At 54.2% G+C, this 23,005-nt stretch carries 15 protein-coding genes; 6 read left to right on the top strand and 9 right to left on the bottom strand.

All coding sequences use genetic code 11. The features are described 5' to 3' along the window. Positions 1 to 31 precede the first annotated feature (31 nt). From FHS27_RS25675 to FHS27_RS25660, 4 genes are all read left to right on the top strand, one after another. Positions 32 to 640 (top strand): hypothetical protein, encoded by a 609-nt coding sequence (locus FHS27_RS25675; RefSeq protein WP_009094462.1) that lies wholly within the window; start codon positions 32 to 34, stop codon positions 638 to 640. Further along, positions 637 to 1,263 carry a dTMP kinase gene (gene tmk / locus FHS27_RS25670; protein ID WP_184308459.1) on the top strand — a complete coding sequence of 209 codons (627 nt, stop codon included), beginning with the start codon at positions 637 to 639 and terminating at the stop codon, positions 1,261 to 1,263. Before FHS27_RS25675 ends, tmk begins: the two co-directional genes overlap by 4 nt. A 108-nt stretch (positions 1,264 to 1,371) precedes the next feature. Continuing rightward, the gene (locus FHS27_RS25665) at positions 1,372 to 2,442 is read left to right on the top strand and encodes a hypothetical protein (RefSeq protein ID WP_246420931.1); all 1,071 of its coding nucleotides are present in this window, start codon (positions 1,372 to 1,374) and stop codon (positions 2,440 to 2,442) included. A gap of 131 nt (positions 2,443 to 2,573) precedes the next feature. After that, entirely contained in the window at positions 2,574 to 3,389 is an 816-nt protein-coding gene (locus FHS27_RS25660; RefSeq protein WP_184308455.1) for an exodeoxyribonuclease III, read from the top strand. A 3-nt stretch (positions 3,390 to 3,392) separates the two neighbouring features. Here FHS27_RS25660 and FHS27_RS25655 read toward each other — a convergent pair whose 3' ends face one another. Then, complete coding sequence (locus FHS27_RS25655; protein ID WP_184308453.1) at positions 3,393 to 4,817, bottom strand: outer membrane protein assembly factor BamB family protein; 1,425 nt, start codon at positions 4,815 to 4,817, stop codon at positions 3,393 to 3,395. 137 nt (positions 4,818 to 4,954) lie between these two features. On the opposite strand from FHS27_RS25655, the gene FHS27_RS25650 reads away from it, so the two are divergent. Next, positions 4,955 to 8,575 carry a hybrid sensor histidine kinase/response regulator gene (locus FHS27_RS25650; RefSeq protein WP_184308451.1) on the top strand — a complete coding sequence of 1,207 codons (3,621 nt, stop codon included), beginning with the start codon at positions 4,955 to 4,957 and terminating at the stop codon, positions 8,573 to 8,575. A 13-nt stretch (positions 8,576 to 8,588) separates the two neighbouring features. Here FHS27_RS25650 and FHS27_RS25645 read toward each other — a convergent pair whose 3' ends face one another. The 6 genes from FHS27_RS25645 to FHS27_RS25620 all read right to left on the bottom strand — a co-directional run bounded on the left by FHS27_RS25645 (position 8,589) and on the right by FHS27_RS25620 (position 18,757). Further along, entirely contained in the window at positions 8,589 to 10,037 is a 1,449-nt protein-coding gene (locus tag FHS27_RS25645; RefSeq protein WP_184308449.1) for an SWIM zinc finger family protein, read from the bottom strand. Positions 10,038 to 10,185: 148 nt separating this feature from the next. Then, positions 10,186 to 10,635 (bottom strand): molybdopterin synthase catalytic subunit, encoded by a 450-nt coding sequence (locus tag FHS27_RS25640; RefSeq protein WP_184308447.1) that lies wholly within the window; start codon positions 10,633 to 10,635, stop codon positions 10,186 to 10,188. A gap of 1 nt (position 10,636) precedes the next feature. After that, on the bottom strand, positions 10,637 to 10,918 hold the full coding sequence (locus FHS27_RS25635) for a MoaD/ThiS family protein (protein WP_184308445.1): 282 nt from the start codon (positions 10,916 to 10,918) through the stop codon (positions 10,637 to 10,639). A 2-nt stretch (positions 10,919 to 10,920) separates the two neighbouring features. Beyond that, positions 10,921 to 11,901, bottom strand: coding sequence for a GTP 3',8-cyclase MoaA (gene moaA / locus FHS27_RS25630; RefSeq protein ID WP_184308443.1), 981 nt, complete (start codon positions 11,899 to 11,901; stop codon positions 10,921 to 10,923). Between the two features lie 12 nt (positions 11,902 to 11,913). Further along, positions 11,914 to 12,945, bottom strand: coding sequence for an SMP-30/gluconolactonase/LRE family protein (locus tag FHS27_RS25625; protein WP_246420929.1), 1,032 nt, complete (start codon positions 12,943 to 12,945; stop codon positions 11,914 to 11,916). A gap of 103 nt (positions 12,946 to 13,048) precedes the next feature. Continuing rightward, positions 13,049 to 18,757 carry a cadherin domain-containing protein gene (locus tag FHS27_RS25620; RefSeq protein ID WP_184308441.1) on the bottom strand — a complete coding sequence of 1,903 codons (5,709 nt, stop codon included), beginning with the start codon at positions 18,755 to 18,757 and terminating at the stop codon, positions 13,049 to 13,051. Positions 18,758 to 19,401: 644 nt separating this feature from the next. Here FHS27_RS25620 and FHS27_RS25615 point away from each other — a divergent pair. Beyond that, the gene (locus tag FHS27_RS25615; protein WP_009099509.1) at positions 19,402 to 20,541 is read left to right on the top strand and encodes a S1C family serine protease; all 1,140 of its coding nucleotides are present in this window, start codon (positions 19,402 to 19,404) and stop codon (positions 20,539 to 20,541) included. On the opposite strand, the gene FHS27_RS25610 is transcribed toward FHS27_RS25615, so the two are convergent. Next, positions 20,538 to 21,134: a thioredoxin family protein gene (locus FHS27_RS25610; protein WP_184308435.1), complete on the bottom strand. Its 597-nt coding sequence runs from the start codon at positions 21,132 to 21,134 to the stop codon at positions 20,538 to 20,540. The two genes, FHS27_RS25615 and FHS27_RS25610, sit on opposite strands and share 4 nt — an antisense overlap. Before the next feature lie 238 nt (positions 21,135 to 21,372). Further along, a complete protein-coding gene (locus tag FHS27_RS25605; RefSeq protein WP_184308433.1) occupies positions 21,373 to 22,650 on the bottom strand; it encodes a DUF4832 domain-containing protein in 1,278 nt (425 codons plus the stop codon). Positions 22,651 to 23,005 lie beyond the last annotated feature (355 nt).

Below are 23,005 nucleotides of genomic sequence, written 5' to 3'. Positions count from 1 at the left end.
GATTTTCGTATCCCCACTATCGGAAAACGACATGTTACAGCTGATCGCTGAAAGCCCTCTGATCACCGCATTGATGCTCTCGGTGCTCGCTGCAGGACTCCTATTCGGTTGGCTTCAAACGGGAAAGAAGCAACTCGCAATCCTGGGATTGGTGATCGCTCTCTTAGTCCCGGTTTCATGGTTCGTCTCCGAAAACTGGGTTACCGATCGCGAACAGATTGAAATGCTAATCCGTCAAACGGCGGATGCGGTCGAGGCGAACGATCACGAGAAAGCACTGGCGGTGATCGGTGACGAAGCGACGCGCCGTCAGGCCGCTCTCGAGTTGCCGCAATGGATCTTCAGCCAAGCCGATGTGGGGAGTATCCGTAGCATCAGAGTGATCGAGGAAACATCGCCCAAACAGGCCGATGTCGATATGATCGTGAAAGTCGAAGTCAGTAGCCGAAGCGGTGGCATGCAGGACATACGTGTCCCACGTCGCCTCTTGTTGACATTCGAAAAAAGGGACAACAACCCTGAAGCCGTAGGTGGAGGCTGGGTCGTTACAAGCTATCAGCACCTGCCGATTGTCGGGGGACCTGATGGCTTCTCGAACCCCGCGACTCAGCAGTTTGCCCCAAACGGATCGAACCGATGAGTATCCCCTATTTCTTTTCGTTTGACGGAATCGACGGAGTCGGGAAGACAACCCAAATTGAACGACTCGCAGATTCATTTCGCGAGCACGGTCGTGAAGTGCTCGTCGTCCGAGATCCCGGTTCCACCGAAATCGGATTGCGGCTACGTGAGATCTTGCTCGATGGTGAACTCCCGATGCACCGGCGTACCGAAGCGATGCTGTTCATGGCGAGTCGTTGCGAAATGGTTGAAACCATTTTGAGGCCGGCATTGGATGCCGGAAAGACAGTAATCTCGGATCGTTTCCTGCTGGCCAACGTTGTCTACCAAAGCACCAACGATGCTGCAGGAGTACCAGACGTTACACCGGAACTGTTATGGCAAATGGGTCGTTTATCATGTGGCGGCATCTGTCCGGATTTAACATTGTTACTTGATCTGCCTGTGGACCAAGCCTTCGCACGACTCGGTGGCGAGACCGATCGAATGGAATCTCGAGGACCGGAATATCTCGATCGTGTTCGCTCCGCGTTCCTCGAACAACTGCCGCACACGGGAGGACGCGGGGCGGTGGTTTCCGCCGAAGGAACTGTCGATGAGGTGGCCGCACGCGTCGCAGATGTGGTGTTTTCAGACTGCTAAAAATGCAAATCTGAGATGAATGACAATGCACGTGCGTTACAATTCGGGAGATGATCGGTCATAAACCAGATTCCCTCGTTTTGAAAAGTGAGCATCGTCATGTGCCGAATGAATCATTCCCTCGTGTTTCTTTTGGCGTGTTTTTCCGTGGTACTCACGGTCGAACCCACCTCGGCAGCCGATCTCGAAATGGTCGATGGATACGGCAATGTAACCGGGTTTGTCGACGTGTCACGAAAAGGACTGACCGTCATTGAAAACACGGGCGATCGGTTCTTCTACCAGCGGGCTCACCAGTACGACCTTCCCGGTGGACGCTATCTCGGTTTTTACAACCTCACTCTCAATCGAATCATTCGTTTCCCTCGCAGTGGTCACGGCCCCGTCGAACGAGCCGACCTGAACACCCCTTATCCGCAATTCGTTCCCGCGACGGTATCGGTTCGCCCGATCGGTAGCGGACGTGGATTTGCTCCCTACTTGGATGCTTGGTTGGCGCCACCACTCGGCCCGCCGCCCATCGGTGTGAGCCCTTACCCGGCTATCGTTCCGTATGGTGGTGGCCCCTACGTTGGCGGATACTATTCGAGCGGCACGACATTAAGTGTTGGTCCGATCAATCCTTCCATCGGACTGACATCGCCACACCCTATCTCACGTTTTTCCAATATCCGACCTCAATCGACTGTCATCGAATCTCGTATTGTCGATGAGGGCAATTTGCCACCGGTCGAAATCGAGTTCCTCAACACGCATAACGAAACACTCATCGTCACATTAACCGACGCACGCCATCCGGGTCGTGAACCGCAGTATCGCATCGAACCGGGCGGCAGTCAGCGTGTCCGACTTCCGCGAGACGCCGGCCAAGTTCGCATCGATCTGTATCAAACCATCGATTTACTCGGAAACGCGGTACAACGAGAAAGCCGTGTCGCGATCGCTCCCGAAGTACGATACGAAGTCGTCGTTCATCGCATGCGAATCCAATCGATCGCGATTGATCGAACCGGCACAAGTCCAAACGAAATCGAAGACGTCAACATGCAGGGTGTTGGCGTTGGTCGTTTTGTATTGCCTCCAGGCGACCAGCTCGTTTCGGGGCAAATCGATGTATTTGCGGCCGCCGCCGGTGCTGCCAATCCAGGCTTGGTAGCACCAATCGTCCCAACCCCGTAGGGTAGTGCGAAAATTCTGTTCGGTCGAGTTTTTCAACGCACCTAACGCTTCGCTCTGCATCAGAGCGCGAGTTAAAAGTTCGTTTTCACTCGACCGTGACCCTGCATCGATGAACGCACCCAATAGTACGAATGCACAAAACGCAACCAACACCGGCTTCCTCCCAATCGAACCTGCGAATCGTTTCCTGGAACGTCAACGGCATCCGCGCAGCGATGAGCAAAGGATTCCGCGACTACGTCGAACGCGACACGCCAGACATCGTTTGTTTGCAAGAGACCAAAGCTCGTCCCGAACAAGTCGACACCTCTTGGGCGGATGAACTCGGATACCAACAGGTCTGGAACTGTGCCGAGAAAGCTGGATACAGCGGCACCGCGATCTGGACTCGACTGCCGATGAAGAAGCACACCGTCGGAATCGGGATCGAGGACCACGACCGAGAAGGACGCGTGATCACAGCAACCTGGGACGATTTCCATCTGGTCAACGTTTACACACCCAATTCGCAACGTGGACTCACACGGTTGGATTATCGCGAAACATGGGATGCCGACTTTCTGGCTTACTTGCAAAAACTCAATCGTCGTAAGCCGGTCATCTTCTGTGGCGATCTCAATTGTGCCCATCACGAGATCGATCTCGCGAACTCAAAAGCCAATCGCAAGAATGCCGGATTTACCGATCAAGAACGCAGCGGGTTGAGTTCGATCGAAGCAGCAGGTTTTATCGACTCACTTCGATACTACGACCAATCACCGCATAAATACACGTGGTGGACCTATCGCAGCAACGCCCGAGAACGGAACATTGGATGGCGTTTGGACTATTTCTGGGTTGCTCGTCGTTTCATGCCGCGAGTTTCCGCGGCAACGATCCGCGATGACATTCTCGGATCGGACCATTGCCCCGTTGAGATTGAAGTTTCGCTGGGCGCGACGGCTTAACTTTTACGACGTCGGCAATTTCAAACACAGCACCGTCTCGTCCCCGCGAACGAGCACACTGTCACCCGCAATAATCGGTGCAGCCCAACACGGGTACCGAATGGCGGGCCGATCGGCACTCCCATCTCCGGACGCTTCGTCCAAGTTCCAAACTGCAATTTCGTCGAACCTGACAGGGGTACAACGGACAACATGGAGCGTCCCGGTTTCCTTCAGCACCAACAGCACCTCGCCCAACCGTGTCGCGGCACTCCGCCGACGTTCCATCGCGGTCCACTGAACCTTGCCTGTCGCAAAATCAACGCACCGAAAGTCACTGTCGGGCGCGTTGCGACCGCTGCACGCATATAAAAAACCTTGCTGAAGAACTGGCGTCGACATGTGTGATCGCAGCGATTGATCACGGCGACGCCCCTCCGGATCACGCCACACCGATCGAAACGTCGCTTCACCACGATCCAGCTCGATCTCAAACAAAGAGGCACCGAGGTCATAGCAATCACTGACCAGCACGCGTTGTCCGCTGACAACCGGCACCATGGCATTGACACTCTCGAGTATGTCGGCGCGGTAACGAACGTTGCCGAGGCTCTTTCCTTCGACAGGATCAATGACGTGCAGGAACTCTCGTCCGAAAACCAACACGCATTTACGATCGCCAATCTGCATGGTTCTGGGACTGCTATAGCTGGCCAAGTCATCACCGCATCGCCAGAGTTCTTCACCGGTATCTCGATGAAAGGCGACCAAAAGCAATCCGTTGGGCGACACCCGATCCAGGCGTCCGGGCGCAATGGCCTGGTCGGCAATCGGGCTGCCACCGATCATCACGATCACGGCATCCCCATTCACCAACGGAGCCGAGCCGACTCCAAAGAAGTTCTGGACGACGTGGTACCGTTGGTTTGTTTCGATTCGCCATTGTTGCGTGCCCGTTTCAACGTCTCTCGCTGTCAACGCACCAGCGACCCCGAGCGTGAAAATTTGATCTCCATCAATCGTGGGACTGCACCTCGCCCCTGATTCGTATCCGTACAAATCGCGATAGTTCAATTCGTTTTCTTGTGACCAGAGCACCTGACCGTTTCGCATGTCAATTCTCCGCAAACGTTCTTTGCCCTCGTGTGCGTCGAAGTGAAAATAGGCTCCACGATCAATCACACCAAGTCCGTACCCTTCCCCCACCGAAAGACTCCAGCGACATTGGGGGGGATCTCCCCACGGCCAGTTCGCAACGCCGTCTGCGACGCTCACCGACATCTTTGCCGTACCACTGAAATCCGTGTTGAGAAACCGCGGCCAGGAGGGCGCAGCCATGACGGAGGGTTGCTCGGCGATCGCGAATTCTTCACCAACAGCAAAAATCAAGAGCGTCAGAATGCCGATGAAACAAAGTTTTGACTGAACCAAGGGAGGTGTCGTTCTCATAGAAACAGTTGACGGTCAGAGAAAAATTGAGAATGAAAGGAAAACTTGCGTTCGGTGATCGTCTGGTAAACTGGTGTGATTCTATCCCACCGGCGACTCACGATCTGGCTCGGATATGCATTGATTGAAATGGTCCTATGAAGAGTTTTCCCGAAACGCTGACCCTCCAAAAACGACGGCCGCTGTGGTGGATGTTATCCATTGTAGTGTTGATGCTAGCTGACATCGCGGCCCCGCCGAGTTGGGGACTCTGCGTCCTTCACCTGCTCTTCCTGCCGATGATATGGCGGTTTCTGCATCGCCGTGTGATTACCCGCATTACGGCGCTCCAAGCGACCGCGGTTGTGCTCGCTGGATTGTGGCACGCGATCTACGGTCCCATTCTCGACGGCTCAATGCTAAGCGTTTTTTGGGGCGCAGCACCGGTGGAGCCCACGTCTCCAAATGTCAACCAATTCTATTTTGATCCCGTTCGACTGTGGACACTGCTCGCGTTGATGGCGGCTGGTTATTTTCACGTGTATTTGCGTAGCCGCCTCAGACTGCGACTGAAACATCAACAATATCTACAGCAAGGCGTCCGTCGTCGATCTCAAGAGGTCGCACGGGTCAACCACGCACTTCGCGATGAAGTCGCCCGCCGTCAAGCGACTCAGCACCGGCTCGATCAAAGCGAAACCACGTTTCAGTCTATTATGGACCGGATGCATTTGCAGGTCGCCCGAAAGAACTCCGAAGGCGTCTTCACCTACGCAAACGACCCGTTCTGCAAAGAACTCGGATTGCAACCGATCGAGGTGATCGGCAGCACCGATGCGGATCTCTACGCCCCCGCGCTCGCCGCCCGGTATCGCGCCGACGATCTCAACGTCATGACAACGGGACTGCATGTCGACAAAGTCGAAGAACATCCGGGTGTGGACGGGCGCACCGGATTTGTTCAAGTCTTCAAAGCGCCTGAGTACGACCAACACGGTCGATGCATCGGGATCCAAGCCATCTTTTGGGACGTCACCGAAAAGCATCGTGGCGCGATGGAACTGCAAAACAGCGAGACGCGAAAGCGTGCCCTGTTCGATGCCGCCGGCGACGCGGTGCTCTTGGTCGACGACCGTGGCGTCATTATGGAAGCCAACCCTGCCGCGATGTCACTGCTGCAGGCCGGTGGGGGAAGGTTGGTTGGCCGACCACTCGAAGACCTAATCATGCCGGTCGCAACAACTGAACAACCGCAAAATACGCAGAGTGATCTCCAACAGGACAAGCTGACATGGAAGACGCTGCCTTTCACCCAACGACACTTACTCCGCCTACGACGTGGCGACGGAGTCGCCTTTGACAGTGAAGTGTCGATCCACCCGATCCCTCTCGGTGATCGAGACGGGAGGGCAGTCATTATTCGTGACATCACCTTGCAGCAACAAGCATTCGAGGCGATGAGGGAGGCCAAAGCGGTCGCCGAACAAGCCAACCGAACCAAAACTCAGTTCATGGCTGGCATCTCTCACGAACTCAGAACGCCCCTGGGAGGAATCCGAGGACTCACCGAACTGTTAGCCTCGCAAACGCTGCCCGCACTCGCGCGGCGATACGTCAACTTGATCGCGCAGAACACCGAACTGCTGCACGACGCGATCGAAGACATTCTCGATTTCTCCGCAATTGAGGCCGGCCGCGTCGCCATCGACCCGACGCCCATCGATCTCCATGAAACGGTTGGTGACGCATTCGGCTGTCTCGCCATTCGTGTTGCCGATAAACCCGTTCGGCTGTGCCTCTCTATTGATCCCAAGATGCCACGTCGGGTGATCGCCGACCCCAAACGGATTCGACAAATCATCGTCAATCTCGTGGGCAACGCTATCAAATTCACCCCGAAGGGGCTCGTGAGCCTTCGACTCGCGATGGCCGAGAACGAAACCGTTGAGGCGTCCTCACGTGAACACCAATCATCTCGTGACCGATTCCTCTCGCTGCCGGGACGTGCCGAGAGTGATACGAATTCCGACGAAAACACACGTTTGTTTGAAGTTACCATCATCGACACCGGAATCGGTATCGCACCCGAGAACCAAGCACGTATCTTCGACGCCTTTGAGCAAGCTGATCGCGGAACGAACAAACAGTTCGGGGGCACAGGACTCGGACTCGCGATCGCACGTGGTCTCGCTGAACGGATGGGTGGCGGAATTAAACTGGAAAGCGAAGTCGGTGTGGGAAGTCGCTTTCATGTTCAAATGAGGCTTAAGCTTGCCGAAGAATCCATCCCCGCCAAACGATGGATTCCTAAACGGATCGGCAACGTTTTGGAGATGCCCTCACGATCGAATCAAGACGACAGTCCGACTAAACCAGCAGTGGTCGTCTCGGTTAACAACGAAACCATTGAAAATGCGATCAGAGAAACGCTCATCCATGACGGTTGGAAAACGTGTCGTCCCGACGAAGTCTCATCACTCGCGGGTCAAAATTCGCAGCAGGGTGCAGGTTCGGACCATCTCACACAACCCATCGCCTGGGTCCTTACGAACCAATCCGCCGACGCCGCGTGGCGAGTTCGTGCTCGCAAGACCAACGACCGAGTGCTGTGGCTGACTCGGACCGGAGAATCCGCTCCCCGACGAGCTAAAAAAGAAGACACGATTATCATCGAACCGGTCCATCCCGACGAACTCCGGCGTTGGTTGGTGGGACAACCGCTTCGTCAGACGGCCCGCGTGAATACCATCGGCAACCTCAAAACGAACCGTGTTGCATCACTCGTTCAAGATTCCGCGTCGCCTACGACATCATCCGCATCAAACGAATCCAGAGTCCCCCAAGACGATGTCGCGAATCGTTTTCACCTTCTCGTCGTCGACGACAGCCCGACAAACCGATTGGTCATTCACGACCAACTGGTATCCGCCGGTCACTATGTCACGACCGCAGATGGTGGAAAATCCGCTATCGCCCATTTCAAGCGGGAGTCGTTCGATTGCGTGTTGATGGATTTGCAGATGCCAGGAATGGACGGCACGGAAGTCACTGCGGAACTCATTCAACTCGCCGAACAACTCGGGCGTCCCATTCCACCGATCATCGCATTGACGGCTCACGTTACCGACCAACACCGAAAGATGTGTCGTGACGCCGGTATGATCGGCTATGTCACCAAACCGATTCATCTGGAACCGTTATTGGTCGAAATTCAGCGCGTGGTGAAAACTCAGCTTGCCCAAAATGCTTCCGCTTCTGCAGCATCGAAACCAACTCCTGTTTCCACGTCGGTTGTGACCGAACCACGTCAACCGGCTCCTCTCTCACCCCTCAGGACGGACTCACTGTTGGACGACGAACCGAAAAATGAATGGCGTAACAGGCTTTCAAAACACTGTGGCGGAGACGAATCCACCATCGAATCTGTTTGCGACGCCATCACAATGGAAGTCCCCGATCTAATTCAACGACTCGATCGCGCGGCCACTGACGGAAATGCCAAAACCTTCAAAACAGCAGCCCACACGCTCAAGTCCTGTTTACGGTATCTCGCTACGCCGGAACACAATCAGCTCGCCTCGGAACTGGAAAAACAATCTGACAACGCCGACTGGTTTAGTCGACTCCACGACGACATGAAATCAAAATCCGATGGAGCAGAAGTACAACAGCTCCGCCAAGTTCAATCGGTTGCCAAATTTTGGGTCAAGCGTGTCAAAGAATCAGACGTCAATACTAAAGCACCCGCGCCCCCTCCAAATTCACCGCCCATTTTCTGATGACATTTCAATGTCATAGTGTCAGACGGAAGACTTGCCGATCGGTCACGATTGACAGTGGTTTTACTTTAAGAGTCTTGTTGTCGAGATCTTGGTGAACACGACCGATCATCACCTGCCCGCTCGTCAATTCGGTTGGCAACATTGGCATTAGATGACAACTTGGCGGTTCTTCCTTAAGACCAGACTCTGTCATGACAATGCGATCACCGGCCTCATCTTCGATTACAAGGTCGCCGTTCTGCAGTGTTCCCATTCGATTGAACCCAATCGCGACGATGGGTCGTTTATCGGCAAGCGGGTTCTTCAAATCCGCACGAATTGATTTCACGAGTTGCTCGAAACGGTCCACCGCGTGCGAGCGGATCACCCGCAGATCATCCGGCGTCAATTCTCTCTGCTCAAACTCGTCCCAACGAATGCGGACATTCGTTTTTCCTGGATAGACACACAATTCAGTAATCTTCGCGACTTTGAAGAAACTGTCTTGCTCGCGAATGTGTTTCGCCGCTCGATAGGGTCGATAGTTCTGAGTGAGTTGTATCGCACCGGTATTCAGATTCATCCAAATTCCGGTTTCCACAAATTCCTTCCGCGCAACGTCGTCATAGTTGTGAAACGCGAGTTGCACCAACTCCACGTCACGCTGAACCAAACCCGCGTCACGCAGTTCCTGCAACTGCCACGCATGCCCGAGCCACGCGGCGATCGGCGAATCCGTTTGCGGCGGTGAACTGGGATCCTCCAGTCGTGCCTCCAAAACTTGGCGTCCATGCTTGACTAACGTAGACAAGCGTGTCAGCTGATCCAGAGCATCCGTGTAGACCGACTCGCGTTTCTGCGGTGGCAACTCACCATCAAACCGTCCGTTGTCACCGATAAAAAGATTGGTGTACGCGAGCAACGCTGTTTGAGCTCCCGGCAAGTATGCATCGCCCAATTGTTTGGCCTGATCTTGAACCAATCGTGCAGACTTCGCGTTCATCGCCCCCATGCCTTTGGATACCAAATCAAAGGTCAGTGCTTCGAGTAGATCGAGCCCTTTTAATTGAGCGGCAATCTTCTTCTTCAACGCCGTCACATTGACCTTTTTGGGCTTCGCCGATTTAGATGCCTCTTTCCGCTGAGCCAATTTTTCTCGTTTCTCCGCCAAATCGGAGGGCACGTCCGCGACGGCAAACGACTTACCGTCAACATGGGCATACATCAGACCAAGACAATGTTTGCACGGAAACTGTCTCGACGGACAACTGCAGCGATAGGTCGGCTGAGTCGGCCGCGCGAAATCGCACGAGCATTGATAGTTCGTACGTCCACTCCCACTACACTCTCCAAACAGAAGCGTATCGTCTTCGCTCCGGTGCAGTGCCACGAACTTGCCTTTGACCACCAAACTACGACCGTTGTTAATCGCCGCAGCATTGGGCGCCTGTGAGTTCACAAACTCTGCATCCAATTTCATCTCTTTATCCCCCTCAACACGAAAACAGGAGAGTCAATGGCAACGAACACCATCACGTTCTGAACAAACTTTGTAACACGTCGTGCGGCGCCGTGCCACGATCACACACTCGACTCACAATGAATCTTTGGAAACAGCGTGCCGTGGTCTAGGAACTCAACTCGCACTCACCCCAACGAGGCACTTTCCAGATTGGCACATGTCGTTTCATCGCATCAATGAATTCATCGATAAACGCAATCGCTTCACGACGGTGCGAGGTAACGACCTGTAAAACGAACGAGCATTCACCGTTCTCGACGAAGCCGAAACTGTGTTCGACATCGACCGCAATCACACCAAATTTCGTTGCAAACTGCACCGCCAATCGATGAAGTTCACGTGAGGTCATTGGTTCGTAGATTTCGTACTCCAATCCGAGAATCGGCTTGCTCGCACGATCCTGATCGACCTCGCTGCTACGGACACAACCGCGAAACGTCATCACCGCGCCAGCGATCGCGGTTTGCGATTGCGACAACATGATTGGGTTCGCCAAACCGATCGGCCCGCGAGACAAACGCACACGAACGGTCGCATCAGTGGATTGATTTTCCATCTCAACCACCACTGATCAAACCAACCAACGCAACCTCGTCTTGAGCATTGATCAATGAATTGGATTCAACAAATTCGTGATTGACCGCGAGACGACTCACGCCAATGGACGACGAGAGATTGGGGTAAGTCTCAACAATCCGCGACATCAATGCGTCCGCTGTTATTGGAAATTTAGTTTTTCCCAATTTCATTCGATCGGTTCCAACCGTCCTCGCTTGCGGCCCAAACACCAGCACCTGCAATTCACCGATGATTTCGTTGTTCGTCGATGTGGATCGCATCGCTATCCTCCGATCGCATGCATAGGGCGTGACGGACGTAAAAACGTCAGGTCATCAGTACCGTGTCCGCGTTTTTTCGTGGCGACCGCCGACTGGATCATCTGCGAAATCGATTCATCGCTCGCATCGCCTCGCAACAGTGCACGTACATCGCCTGAGTCTTGGCCAAACAAACAATTACGTAGTTGTCCGTCTGCGGTCAATCGAAATCGATCGCACGAATCACAAAACGGCTTCGACACCGACGCGATCACTCCCACCGTTCCAATACCATCATCGAACCGGTAGTCCGTTGAAGGAGACGAACCGTTTCGTTCGATTGGCACCAATGGTCGGATCTGGCTCGAGAACATTTCAACGATTTCAGCACCCGACAACACCGCCGACGTGTTCCAATTACCGTCGCTATCCAGCGGCATGAATTCAATAAATCGAACCGGGATTCCCGTTCGACGGGTAAACTCACCGAATGCAACGATTTGGTGATCGGTCAAACCTCGCATCGCAATCGAGTTGACTTTAACAACCATCCCAGCTCGTTGAGCAGCATCGATCCCGCCGAGCACTTTGTCTAAACCGCCGCGTCGGGTCGCACCTTTAAACGATTCTTCATCCAAGGCATCCAAACTGACGTTCACATGACGAAGCCCCGCTACAACCAACTCGGCGAGCTGATCCTGCAACAAAACGCCATTGGTCGTCAAAGAAATTTTGCGGAGGCCCTCGATCTCATTGAGTTTCTGAACCAGTAGATTCAATTGAGAACGCACAAGAGGTTCTCCTCCAGTCAACCGAACATCGTCGACGCCAAGGCTGACTGCGACTTTGACGAATCGCACAATCTCCTCGAACGTTAGAATCTCGCTCCGAGGTTGATAGTCCGGTGTGTGCTCGGGCATGCAATAAGTGCAGCGCAAATTGCAACGATCGGTCACGCTGATGCGTAGACTGCGATGAATCCTTCCGAACCGATCGGTCAACATAACGAATACCTGCTACCGTAGCGGAATCCGACACAGTTGCTTATCGGCGGTAATGTACAACCATTTTTCATCGGCATCCAAAGCACAATTACTGACTCGGCCCTCGGTGAGTAACCGACCGATTACATCCCCTGCAGCGGTGATCACATAAACGCCGCCCGGTCCACTAGCTAGCAATGTACCACTGGAGTGTACGGTCAATCCATCGGGTGCCCCCGGGAATTCCTTCATGTATTGCCTGGCGTTGGCAAGTTCGCGAACTGGACCGAGCTTCCCATCGCTTTCGATCGGATATCCCACCCATACGGGACGCCGACCATCGCTTTGGGCAACATAAAGCGTTTTCTCATCCGGTGATAATCCAATCCCGTTGGGACGCACTAACTCAGTCGTCAACAGGTCTAATTCGCCCGCCGAAGTAAGCCGATAGACGCCGCAATGTTCGAGTTCACGTCGGGCGTCATTTTCGCGATCAGGCAATCCGTATGGCGGATCGGTGAAATAGAGGTTGCCGTCCGAGTCGAACACCAAATCATTGGGACTATTGAGACGTTTACCTTGATACTGATCAACCAAGGTTCGCTTCCCACCACCGATCGTGAGCACGGACACTCGCCGGTCACCGTGTTCGCACATCGCTAGCCGACCGCGCGGGTCGAGTGCCAATCCGTTGCTGCCAGGCTCGAGTCCATAGTACGCGAGGCCCGTATAACCGCTCGGAGACAGAAATTCGTCCACCCCTTGTCCCGGACGCCAACGGAAAATGGTGTTCCGAGGAATGTCCGAAAACAGCAAACAACCGCGATCCGATTCGCAACCATCCACCTTTGCGCCCGGAGGTACCCACAACGGTCCCTCAGTCCAAGTGAACCCGCTGGCAAGCACTTCGAATTTTGCGTCGCGTGAGAAGTAGTTTTCAAAACGCTCATCGAAAACTTCAGCACGCCCAATGGTATGGGATGACTGCGCGTTCCCAACCGAAGGGGCGATGGCAGCGAAACTCAACGCCACTAACAGAATGGGCCGAAAAGGTGTAGTCATCATTCTCTTTCGAACATCATGCGGATGCATCAACAGATATCAGATAGCTGTCCTGCAAAACGGGGTCGGCTCCGAACAATGGAACCGTCACGGAACTCAGAACGTTCTAAAACAAATTCGAATCACCCAAGACGCGATCGATCGCGTCCTCACGACGACGTTGATCTTCGTTCAACCACGTCCCATCACGATCAGCGATTCCCGAAAATTCCAAATCGGATGATTCAATTGGTTCTGATGTCGGAGCGGTACTGGATCCGGCCGACCGGTTCAGTTCATTGATGACCTGCAACGCATCGAGCGACGTGACCAAACCGTCACCCGAAACATCGAGATACACCGGCGAATCACTCAGACTGTCCAATGAGGCTGTCTGACCACCGTTTTTAACGAGGAAGTTGATAATCCGCAGTGCATCGACCGCGCTGGTAACACCGTCATCGTTCACGTCGAACGTTCGATTCGGATTAGTCAACGCGGAGACGGTGAGTTGGAAATCAAAATCGTTTGACAACCGGAACGGACCAAACTCCAACGCCCGAACGGTTAGTTCGAGGTCTTCATTGGCAACACCAGCACCGGGACGGCCCGTCAGGATCCGTGTCTCCGGATTGAAGGAAAGCCACGACGGTAATTCGAGTTTCACCTTCTGGTCTTCATCCAAGACGAAATCGCCGTTGGCATCGCGGACTCTCTTACCAATACGCAGCAAGAAGCTTTCGCCCTCGGGATCAACCGCAATGTTTTCGGGAATTTGAATCTCGAACTTCGAACCGATCGTGATTCGCCGGCTACCAAAGATCGACGCCAATGCGTTTGCATTGAGAACAGGCGGCTCATTGACATCGTTGAGTTCGATCTTCACATCGATCGGCTCAGTCGTCGAACTGTTTCCGTCGGACACACTGACTTGCAATTTCAACAGACTCGGATCGATCGCTCTGAATGCGGCGAAATCGAAATCGCTTCGCACCTTCAACAAGAACGGATCGATCTGCGAAAGCGGTTTCTCAGGCGTGTTAGCAGCCGACTCAAATTCGAAGAACGGTTGAGCGGTACCACCAATCAATTGAATTGAAAGTTGGGTGCCAGGGATTCCTCGATCAGGATCCGCCACTCGAATTCGACCAACACGATCACCCGGCCGTGGCACTTCGGAAACAAAGATTCGATCTGTGATCACGTAAGCCGCTTCGTTGATGTTGTTGACCAACACGCGGAACGTTTGCGTCGTCGTGGCGAGCTCTCCCGTGCTATCAAAAATCTCAAACGTCAACTCATGCACGGGAGCCATTTCGTAATCGAGTGCCACACCATCGGCGAGCCGTAACTCGCCGGTCTCTGGTGTGAACACGAACAGTTTGGAACTCGGCCCCGGCAACATATCGAACGCGTAATCGCTGTGGGATCCTTCAGGGTCTATCAAACTCAACGTGGTGATCAGCACACCCGCTTGGTTTTCACTCGTTGGGCTGTTTTGGTTGTCAGTTCGAGACAGAACCGCAGGTTCGTTCACATCTTCGACATTGATCGTCACGATCTCCGTCGTCGCGAGTGCGGGACTTCCGTTGTCGCTAACGGAAACAGTCAACACGATTTGGGGTGCGGTTTCAAAATCGAGTGTCTTCCCCGTTTTCAAAATGACTTTCCCCGCCGACGTCACTTCCAACGCGGGATGCGGTTCGAGCAATGTAAAGCGATGACTTTGTCCTTGGTCAGGATCGTTCACCTCAAGAGTAAACAACTCTCCCGTTGCAGACTCGGCCACGGTAAAGGACTTGTTGACGATTTGAGGAGCGTCGTTCTCGTCGGAGATACGAATGATTTTCTCGACCACCGCAATCCCACGAGTCTGCCCAACGACCGAGTTGTTGTCGTCGACCTGAACCCGCAATACGAGGAAGTCCGTCGTCTCAAAGTCCAACGGGGCGATCAGCCGCACCACGCCTGAGGTCTCATGGACGGAGAAATAAGGCGACGCGTCACGTTCAAATGGATCTTCCGGCGTACTCGGAATAATCGTGTAGGTGAGTTGTTGGTTCGAATTGGCATCAGGGTCGACGGCATCAATCCGACCGATCACAGTTCCCGTGACGGGTCCCGCTATCGCTCCTTCAGGAACAGCGAGTTCGTTATTGGGAGCCACCGGTGGTTCATTAATGTCACGAAGACGCAGCGTGACACGGGCGGTAACACTCGCACCGAGGGCGTCACTCGCTCGCACCAAGAGAATGCGTTCTTGTTCGGCCTCAAAGTTCAACTGCGCGCCATCTGCGACACGAATTTCCGCCGTAAAATCGGGCAACGGAACGAGTTCGAGCCCGGTGCTATCGCCACCGATAAATTCGTATGTCAATCCTGCGTTGTCGGCATCGAACGCATCGACCGTGGCAATCACGGTCCCGACCGCTGGGTTTTCATCGATCGTAAACAACACGTCCGCGCCGCCCGGCATCGTCGGAACGGTATTGGGTCGGAACTCACTTTCAAAGAAGTAGTTGTCGTACTTCGAAATATCAAACGGGATAGTTGCCTCGGTGAGCAAGTTCGCAACTTCAACGGTTCCCGAAACCGCAAGCTCATAGCTTCCAGGGAACAGGCCACTGATCTCATAGATCCCATTCTCATCCGTGACTGCGGCGGCTTCCGGTTGAACGTAACGCAACGTGTCAAAACTCACGCTCGTGTTCTCACCGTAGGCTTGCAAGCGAACGATCTGTTCGCCCGGCGCTGAGACCGTCACGGTACTGCGACGTGTACCAGTAACCCCCGAACTCAACGATGTCGCGACCAACTCTCCATCCGCGTTGTACGCATCGAGCCGTCCGTAGACGGTTGAAAACTCACTCGAGGACCAATTGATCACATCAATCGAGGCCGAGCGAATGGGTTGAAAGAAATCGAATCGCAACGTGTCATTGGAGCTGAAAAACGTGTCGAACGGTCCCGCCGAGAAGATGCGGTTTCCGACGACCGAGCCACTAATCCGTTGACGAGACGAAACAATGTCGTCGGTGACAAACGCACCATTGAGCCGATCCCAGGAGATCGTCACACCGTCAAATTCCTGAGTCAGAGGAAACTCACTGTCGAGTGGCAGCGGGTTATTAGCGTCAAACGATTGCACCAACTCGTTCGGCTCAATCAGCTTCACGATGTCATCACGAACACCGTTTCCATTGGTATCGACAAATACCGTCACACCTTCAGCAGGCAAACGCGTGTCAGCGGAAATACCATCGAGGATATCACCGGCTGATGGCAGCAATGTGATCTGTCCACGCACGCCACCGACAAAGTTGCTCTCGCCGATGTGGTCCAACGCATGGTCAAACAATGCTGGATAGGAAACATGCTCTTCATGGAATTCGAACAGTCCGCTCGGATCGCTTTCGCCACCCCAAAATCCAGGCTCAACATCCTGCATCGCCCCATAGACCCAATCGGTCTCGTCGCTGCCGATGGAATCCCCGATCCGGCCGACGTATCCGAACCCATCCGATAGCACGATCGTCTGACCGCGACTGTTGGTGGTAACCGATCGATGGTGATTCGAAAATGACTCGATAAAGACGATTGGCGCATACGACGCGTCATAGAAACTGAAGTCGTGCATCGCGACCGCGTCATACGTATTCCAGTTGACGGCGGGACTCGTCGGATCAATAAAGCCATCGTTATTAGAATCGATATCCAACCCGACCACGGGTGCGGCATCCGATTGGACCAGGAAATAACTCGAGTTACTAAACAGGGTATCGATGGTTCCGTTGGCCTGTGAACTCGAGAAGATCCCGCCCGGCAATCCGTTAAATCCTGACTCATCACTGACTAAGACATTGGCACCAAACGCAGGAGTGTAGGTGTGACCGGCTTGGAGCAAGACGAGGAAACCGTTGGAACCAAATGACTGCCCACTCAGGTCGATCACCGTGTTGACCTGCCCCAACCGACTCGACGCTTCCTCAATCACAACGAAGTAAGTTCCCGCAGGCAAAACTTCGTTGGGCTGTCCTCGCAACTCGATGTACTGATCCGTCGAATCGTTGACATCAAACGACGCCCAGCCCTCGACCAAGATTTCGCTGATCACGGGCGTTGTGAATTGCTCCGGGTTGACTTCCGGCAGAGCGCGGACGGGCAACGTTTGGTCAGCAAGGTTTCGCCATGCCACGTCTGAGTTCGGGGCATCGACCGTCACCGTCAGTACGCTCGGAGTGATGACCGCAACAAGATTGTTCGGATCCGGAGACAACATGACTCGTCGAGGAACCTCCCAATCGTCGGGAGTGAACGTCAATCGATTGACGTCCAAAACAACACCCGGTTCGCCACCGAGATCGCTCGCGAGGTTTAAGTCCAGGATCACGTTCGACGTCGGTTCTCGGTTGAGAGTAATCTCCACAAAATCGGATCCGATCGCTCCACCAACCACCGTCACACCAGATTGGCTTAAGGCCCCCGGCCCAGTCAACGGATTGCTCGGTGTGACCCGAAATCCGATCACATCGGGAGCGATCCCGAAATTCACGCCACCGAGAGATTCAAACGGGGACAATGACACGTTTCGTGGATTGTTCCCGACAGCGCTGCGTGTCAACGCGACCGGACGCACCGGTTCGCTGACATTGATCGAACTCATCACGATGGCCGTTTCGACCACGTTGGGTAACGAATCGGGGATTTCGACGAGCAGCGTGGACGTCCGGTTATTGTCATCCGCGTCAAACATCCAAACGTAAGTCGATGTCGCGACGGGTTCGCCCGGAAGAACATCGACGAGTTGTTCGGAGGTTGCCAGCGCCATCGAATCCGCATCGATATGGCCGGTCTCAACCGACCGACCGGTATCCGCATCGATCGTCGTCACGACGGACCGCCCCAATGTTCGCCCAGCGCCATTGAGATCAAATGCAAAGAACTCATCGTCGTTATTGTCGAAGCCAACGACACGACGATTGCTCACATCAAAGATAAGATCGGTAACATTATTGAGACCTTCATAACCGCCTCCGATGGCAGTCGCCTGACCCGTATTAACGTCCAGGCGAGCGAGCGTACGTGTGGATGATCCCGTACTGCCCCGGACCAACGTGTAAACCGTGTTACCAACGCGGTCGTAAGCCAAACCACCGACGAGATCCAAATTGGATTCGGCAATCCGGATTCGCTCACCCGAATAAGGGTTCACGTTGAACACTTCGTTCGAACGGGTATCAATACCGATCAATGAATCATCTCGGACCCGTACCAGACCATCCATCCGATTCCGGGTCGGTTGCCCAATCGATTCAACGTTGCCGTCGAGATCCACTTGAAACAACTGAGCGGCTCGAAAGAACTCGCCGTTGCTGTCTTCAACAACCGTGTCATTCCAACCAAAGGTAAGTGCGGGCGCCGTCTGCACAAATCCAGGAGAGGGTGCCAAGCGGACTTCGTGGTTGCCTGCTGCAACGGATGGGAACGAATAGAATCCGTCCGCATCGGTTCTCGTCGACGTTTCGGTAACGTCCAACCGCCCGTTTGTGTTTTGATCCACGTAAACGCGGACGTCGGCGGCCCCGACCTCGCCTGCCTGACGCAATCCGTCTTGGTTCGTGTCGATGTAAACCTCACCACTGACGACCGCCAACAGGTCACGGGCTTCCAGTTTCTCGACATGCACCCGCCGGTTTTCGGCCAGTCGTCGACCTGACCGTCCGATCGATCGGGCGAGATTCCGTCGCCGAGCGGAAGTCGATGAAGAGGAGGCGGCATGATCCCTGCGATCACCTAACCACCAATTACGGAGAGTGTTCGATTTGAAGCGTTTCATGATGCAAAATGATTCCAATGATTCCCGTAGCGTGGTCGCCAAAAGCCACCAACACAGAGTCCAGATAACCCCATGAAATGACCAGCTAAAAAGTGTAATTGTGGCCAAAACAAATGGACGAATGAGTACGGTCTTGCATCCCGTCAAATGGGACGTATCTCTCTCAAACGAAATACGAACGTTGCCTCGGAGCGCATAGATCGAAGAGTAGAGGATAAATATCCGTCTCAACGAGAACAACCGAAATCACCGCTATTTCAAGAACAATCGGCGCAACCGGGCCTTTTTGGCGGTCCGATTAAACGGGTTTTCGCAGTCGTGACTCAACGTCGCCGAATCTCAAAGCTGGTCCGTCGGCGTGGACGATGCCTACAATCTGGCGTCCGGGCTCCGAATGAGAGTCGGGGTCATTTTTGAAGGAAAGGGTCTCGATGCCGAGCTGGAACCGAACGAACAACGGATATTCGACAATTTCACCGACAAAATCGGTGTTCTTTGCCGCAATAGGGCTCTCCGCACTCGTTTTGATGCCGAGAATTGCCTCGGCCCAAGACAGCTCGGCACCGATATCGCGAACCGGCCCCATCGCTCGGTCTTCCCAGTACCCTGCTTCCCCCGCTCCGCCGCGTGCGAGCCTTGGGGTTATGCCGTCGAGTGGGCAAATCGATGCTCATCGTGAGCGTCTCTTCAACGAACTCGCCGAAGAAGTCGCACAGTTCGACCGATTGGGGAACCTCGTCCGACGGGTCTCACAACTCGTCAAACCGAGCGTGATCCATATCGAAGCCCACAAGGTGACAGGCAAAGGAGCCACCGCGGAATCGTACGATGAGGCCGGCAGCGGTGTCGTTCTCGAAATCGCGGGCGATCGCTGGGTTCTCACCAACCGGCACGTCATTAACGGGGCCTCCATCGATCAAATCGTCATGCGAACCAGCGACGGGCGACGATGGGCACCGGATCAAATCTTGATGGACGCGAGCACCGATGTGGCCGTGATGAAGCTTACCACCGCACCATTTCGGTCTCGCGACTCCGGCCGACGCCCAATGCCGGCACCCGATCGCATGCCCCCGGCCGCACGAATCGCCAACAGCGACGGCGTGCAAATCGGTGATTTCGTGATTGCCATCGGCAGTCCCTTCGGACTCAGCCACTCGGTCACGTTCGGCATCATGAGCGCCAAAGGTCGACGTGACCTCTCGCTCGGCGAAGAACGCATCGATCTCCAAGATTTCTTTCAAACCGATGCCGCAATCAATCCTGGCAACAGCGGCGGTCCGTTGTTGAACCTGCGTGGCGAAGTCATCGGACTCAACACAGCCATCGCCAGCAGCAGCGGCGGCAGCGAGGGAATCGGGTTTGCCATCCCGATCAACATGGCGGCACGAGTCGCCGAAGAATTGATCCTTCACGGCAGACTCCGCCGTGGCTACCTCGGTGTCACGCTCGATCCGGAATTTGCGGCTGCTGAATTTCCGACCAGCTCCGGCCAGTACGCGTCGATGAAACTGAGTCCCGATAGCGGTTCGGGGTACTATCGAGACGAAGAACTGAAATTTGGCGGCGCCCGCGTCAAAAACGTGCGAGCGGGCTCGCCCGCCGAAGCCGCCCGACTGCAGAACAACGACATCATTCTGCAGTTCGACGGATGCCTGATCGAAGACGACGATCATCTCGTCGCTCGCGTCGGCATGGCTCCCACCGACGAGCCACTCGACATGGTGATCCTGCGTGACGGAAAACGATATCGAACCGAAGTCACGCTCCGGCAGATGCCCTAGTAGCCGCTGCCTTTGGGATCGAAGTATCCCGGTTCGTTTCCGCTCTTCCACTTGATGTTGCACCCGATCGACGGCTTCTGTTCGAGCGTTGCCGTTCGACCGGCGAGCGTCTCATCCAGAGCCGCACGAAGATCGAGGCCCGTCACCGCCTCGCCGTTGCTCGGCCGACTGCTGTCGAGTTGACCGCGGTACACCAGTTGATGGTCGGCATCAAAGAGGAAGAAATCGGGAGTGCAGGCGGCACCATAAGCGATCGCAACCGATTGATCTTCATCGAGGGCGTACGGGAATGCGTATCCTCGCTCCGCTTTCTCCGCCTTCATCGCGTCGAAGTCATCGTCGGGATACGTCGCGATATCATTGCTATTGATGCCCACCACGCCGACTCCGTGCTGCATGTACTCATCCGTCAGCAACTTTAACTGCTCGGCGACATGCTTGACGTACGGACAGTGATTGCACATGAAGATCACCAACAGAGCTTTGTTATCTTTAAAGTCTGCTAACGAGACGGTGTCTCCATCGGTTTCAGGAAGTGAAAAGTCAGGAGCGGCGGTGCCTAGCGGCATCATTGTCGAAGCGGTTCGAACCATGGGTTAATCGTCGAGTTAGAAGGAGAGTAAAGTAAGCAGCGTCGAAACGACGTGAAATTCGGTTTGGGAATACAACGATGAGATTGCGGTGCAAGTGATGCCGATCTCACCAGGAGCAGTTTATCCCCTGGCCCCTCGACGCTGTAGGGCGCCGGTGGAAACCAACATCACCGCAAACATCGTTCCAGACCATTAATCGGAACACAGTCCCGGCGACATGCCATCGACATTATCCGCATCAGTCCAGGTCGGCAGCGAATTGAATTTCCTGCCCCGGAAGAATGTGATCACACTCGATCACCAATTGTTGCTCGGCTGCGTGATTGGGGTCCGCCAACTTCACGCTCATGAACTCTCCGGGCAACAAACCTTTCAACGACTGCGTTGATCGATGTCCGTTGATCGCAAAGTAGGCATCCCGATACAACGGTGCGACACCCTCGTTAGTGACTCGTAAATCAACGCTTGCACCAATCCGCCGGGCACCTGTGATTCGAAACTGATATCCCGTGGCCATCCCCGCCGCCTTCACTCGTTCCATCGATTGAAACTTCACTTGATCGTTACCAATCATGAACGAGATGTGAAACTTGCGAGCGTCATCCTCAAAACTGATCCCGTGAGGACCTTGCGGCGATAACGCTTGCTTCTGATCGTGGTTGGTGTAATAGCTGAATTCACCACCGCCGGGCGAATGTTTCCAACGGTCCAGGTTCAATATCTTCCAATCGTTCTCATTTTCGTTTGCGTGCTGTTTACACAAAAACGAATCATCGAAAACGCCGAAACCGAGTGACAACAATTCAGCATCACCTTCGATCGGAGAGTATCGCGGGTCGGAGGCATCGATGCTGACCATCCAGGGAACACTCGTAAAACACGAATCAAGATGCCGAAGAAACCGGTCCTGAAAAGACTTGCTTGGAAAGGTAACACCCAACTTTTTCGGTCCGTCGTAAATGTGGTATTCCGCCCACAAACCGAAACCCGTCTCTAGATACGCAAGCCGCGGATCTCCATCGTATCGATCCGCAAACCGTTGATAAAAATCGAGCGTGAATTGCTGCAACGCCTCGTTGCTCCAGTCGCAAAAGTGCGTCTTTTTACCTTCGCTCTTCGCCACCGTTTCCCGGTAGTCGGGTCGCTCGCGGATGAACTCCGGAACGGTTGTCTTCTTTCCGGGGTAGACGAAGTAAAAACGCAACACCGATTGATGATTCCTCGACGCAGCCCCATCTAATACGGAATCAACCATCGAAAAGTCATACGTTCCGTCTGGACGAACGACTTCGTTGTAACCGCAGTAGCGAAACTCCAATTGCACCGCATCGGTGTTCACATTGGGGTTGTCCGTCCACAAAACGATCCCAGTCATCGGTTGAACATGCGTGATCGCGGACTTCATCGACAACTGAATTCGCTCGCCCAGAGCATCTTCATGCGCCGCCATTGGACGCGAGATAGCTGCGGTCATGGCCAGAGACAACAGGCACAGTGTGATCGTGCGGATCGACATCGAGAGCTACCAAACGGAGGAAAAATGTAACGCAATTGGCCGGACCGATGGAACCATCCAATGCGATTGAGTGGCTCAATCTACCATCTGATCTGGACACACCGAGTCCGCTGGGGTGGGCCGCGAGTCTGAAATTTGCAACCTCAGCGAGCCGGTTTGACTCTTGGACCAATGCCTCAATTGTCGTTTACCTCTACATTTGAGCGGCGAAATCGCTCAATCGGTGAATAAACCTGCTGAAAACGGCAACCGCACACCCAGGGTGCATGACAGGGTTTGTTAGGTTTCTTTGATTTTGGTGTTGCGACGTCGATGGCGGAAGCCGTCGTTTCTTTGGCCTCGGCGATGCCAGAAG

The sequence above is a fragment of the Aporhodopirellula rubra genome (assembly GCF_014192335.1).
Taxonomy (GTDB): domain Bacteria; phylum Planctomycetota; class Planctomycetia; order Pirellulales; family Pirellulaceae; genus Rhodopirellula; species Rhodopirellula rubra.
Note: the sequence above shows the minus strand (reverse complement) of the source record. Positions and strands in the feature narration are given on the sequence as shown.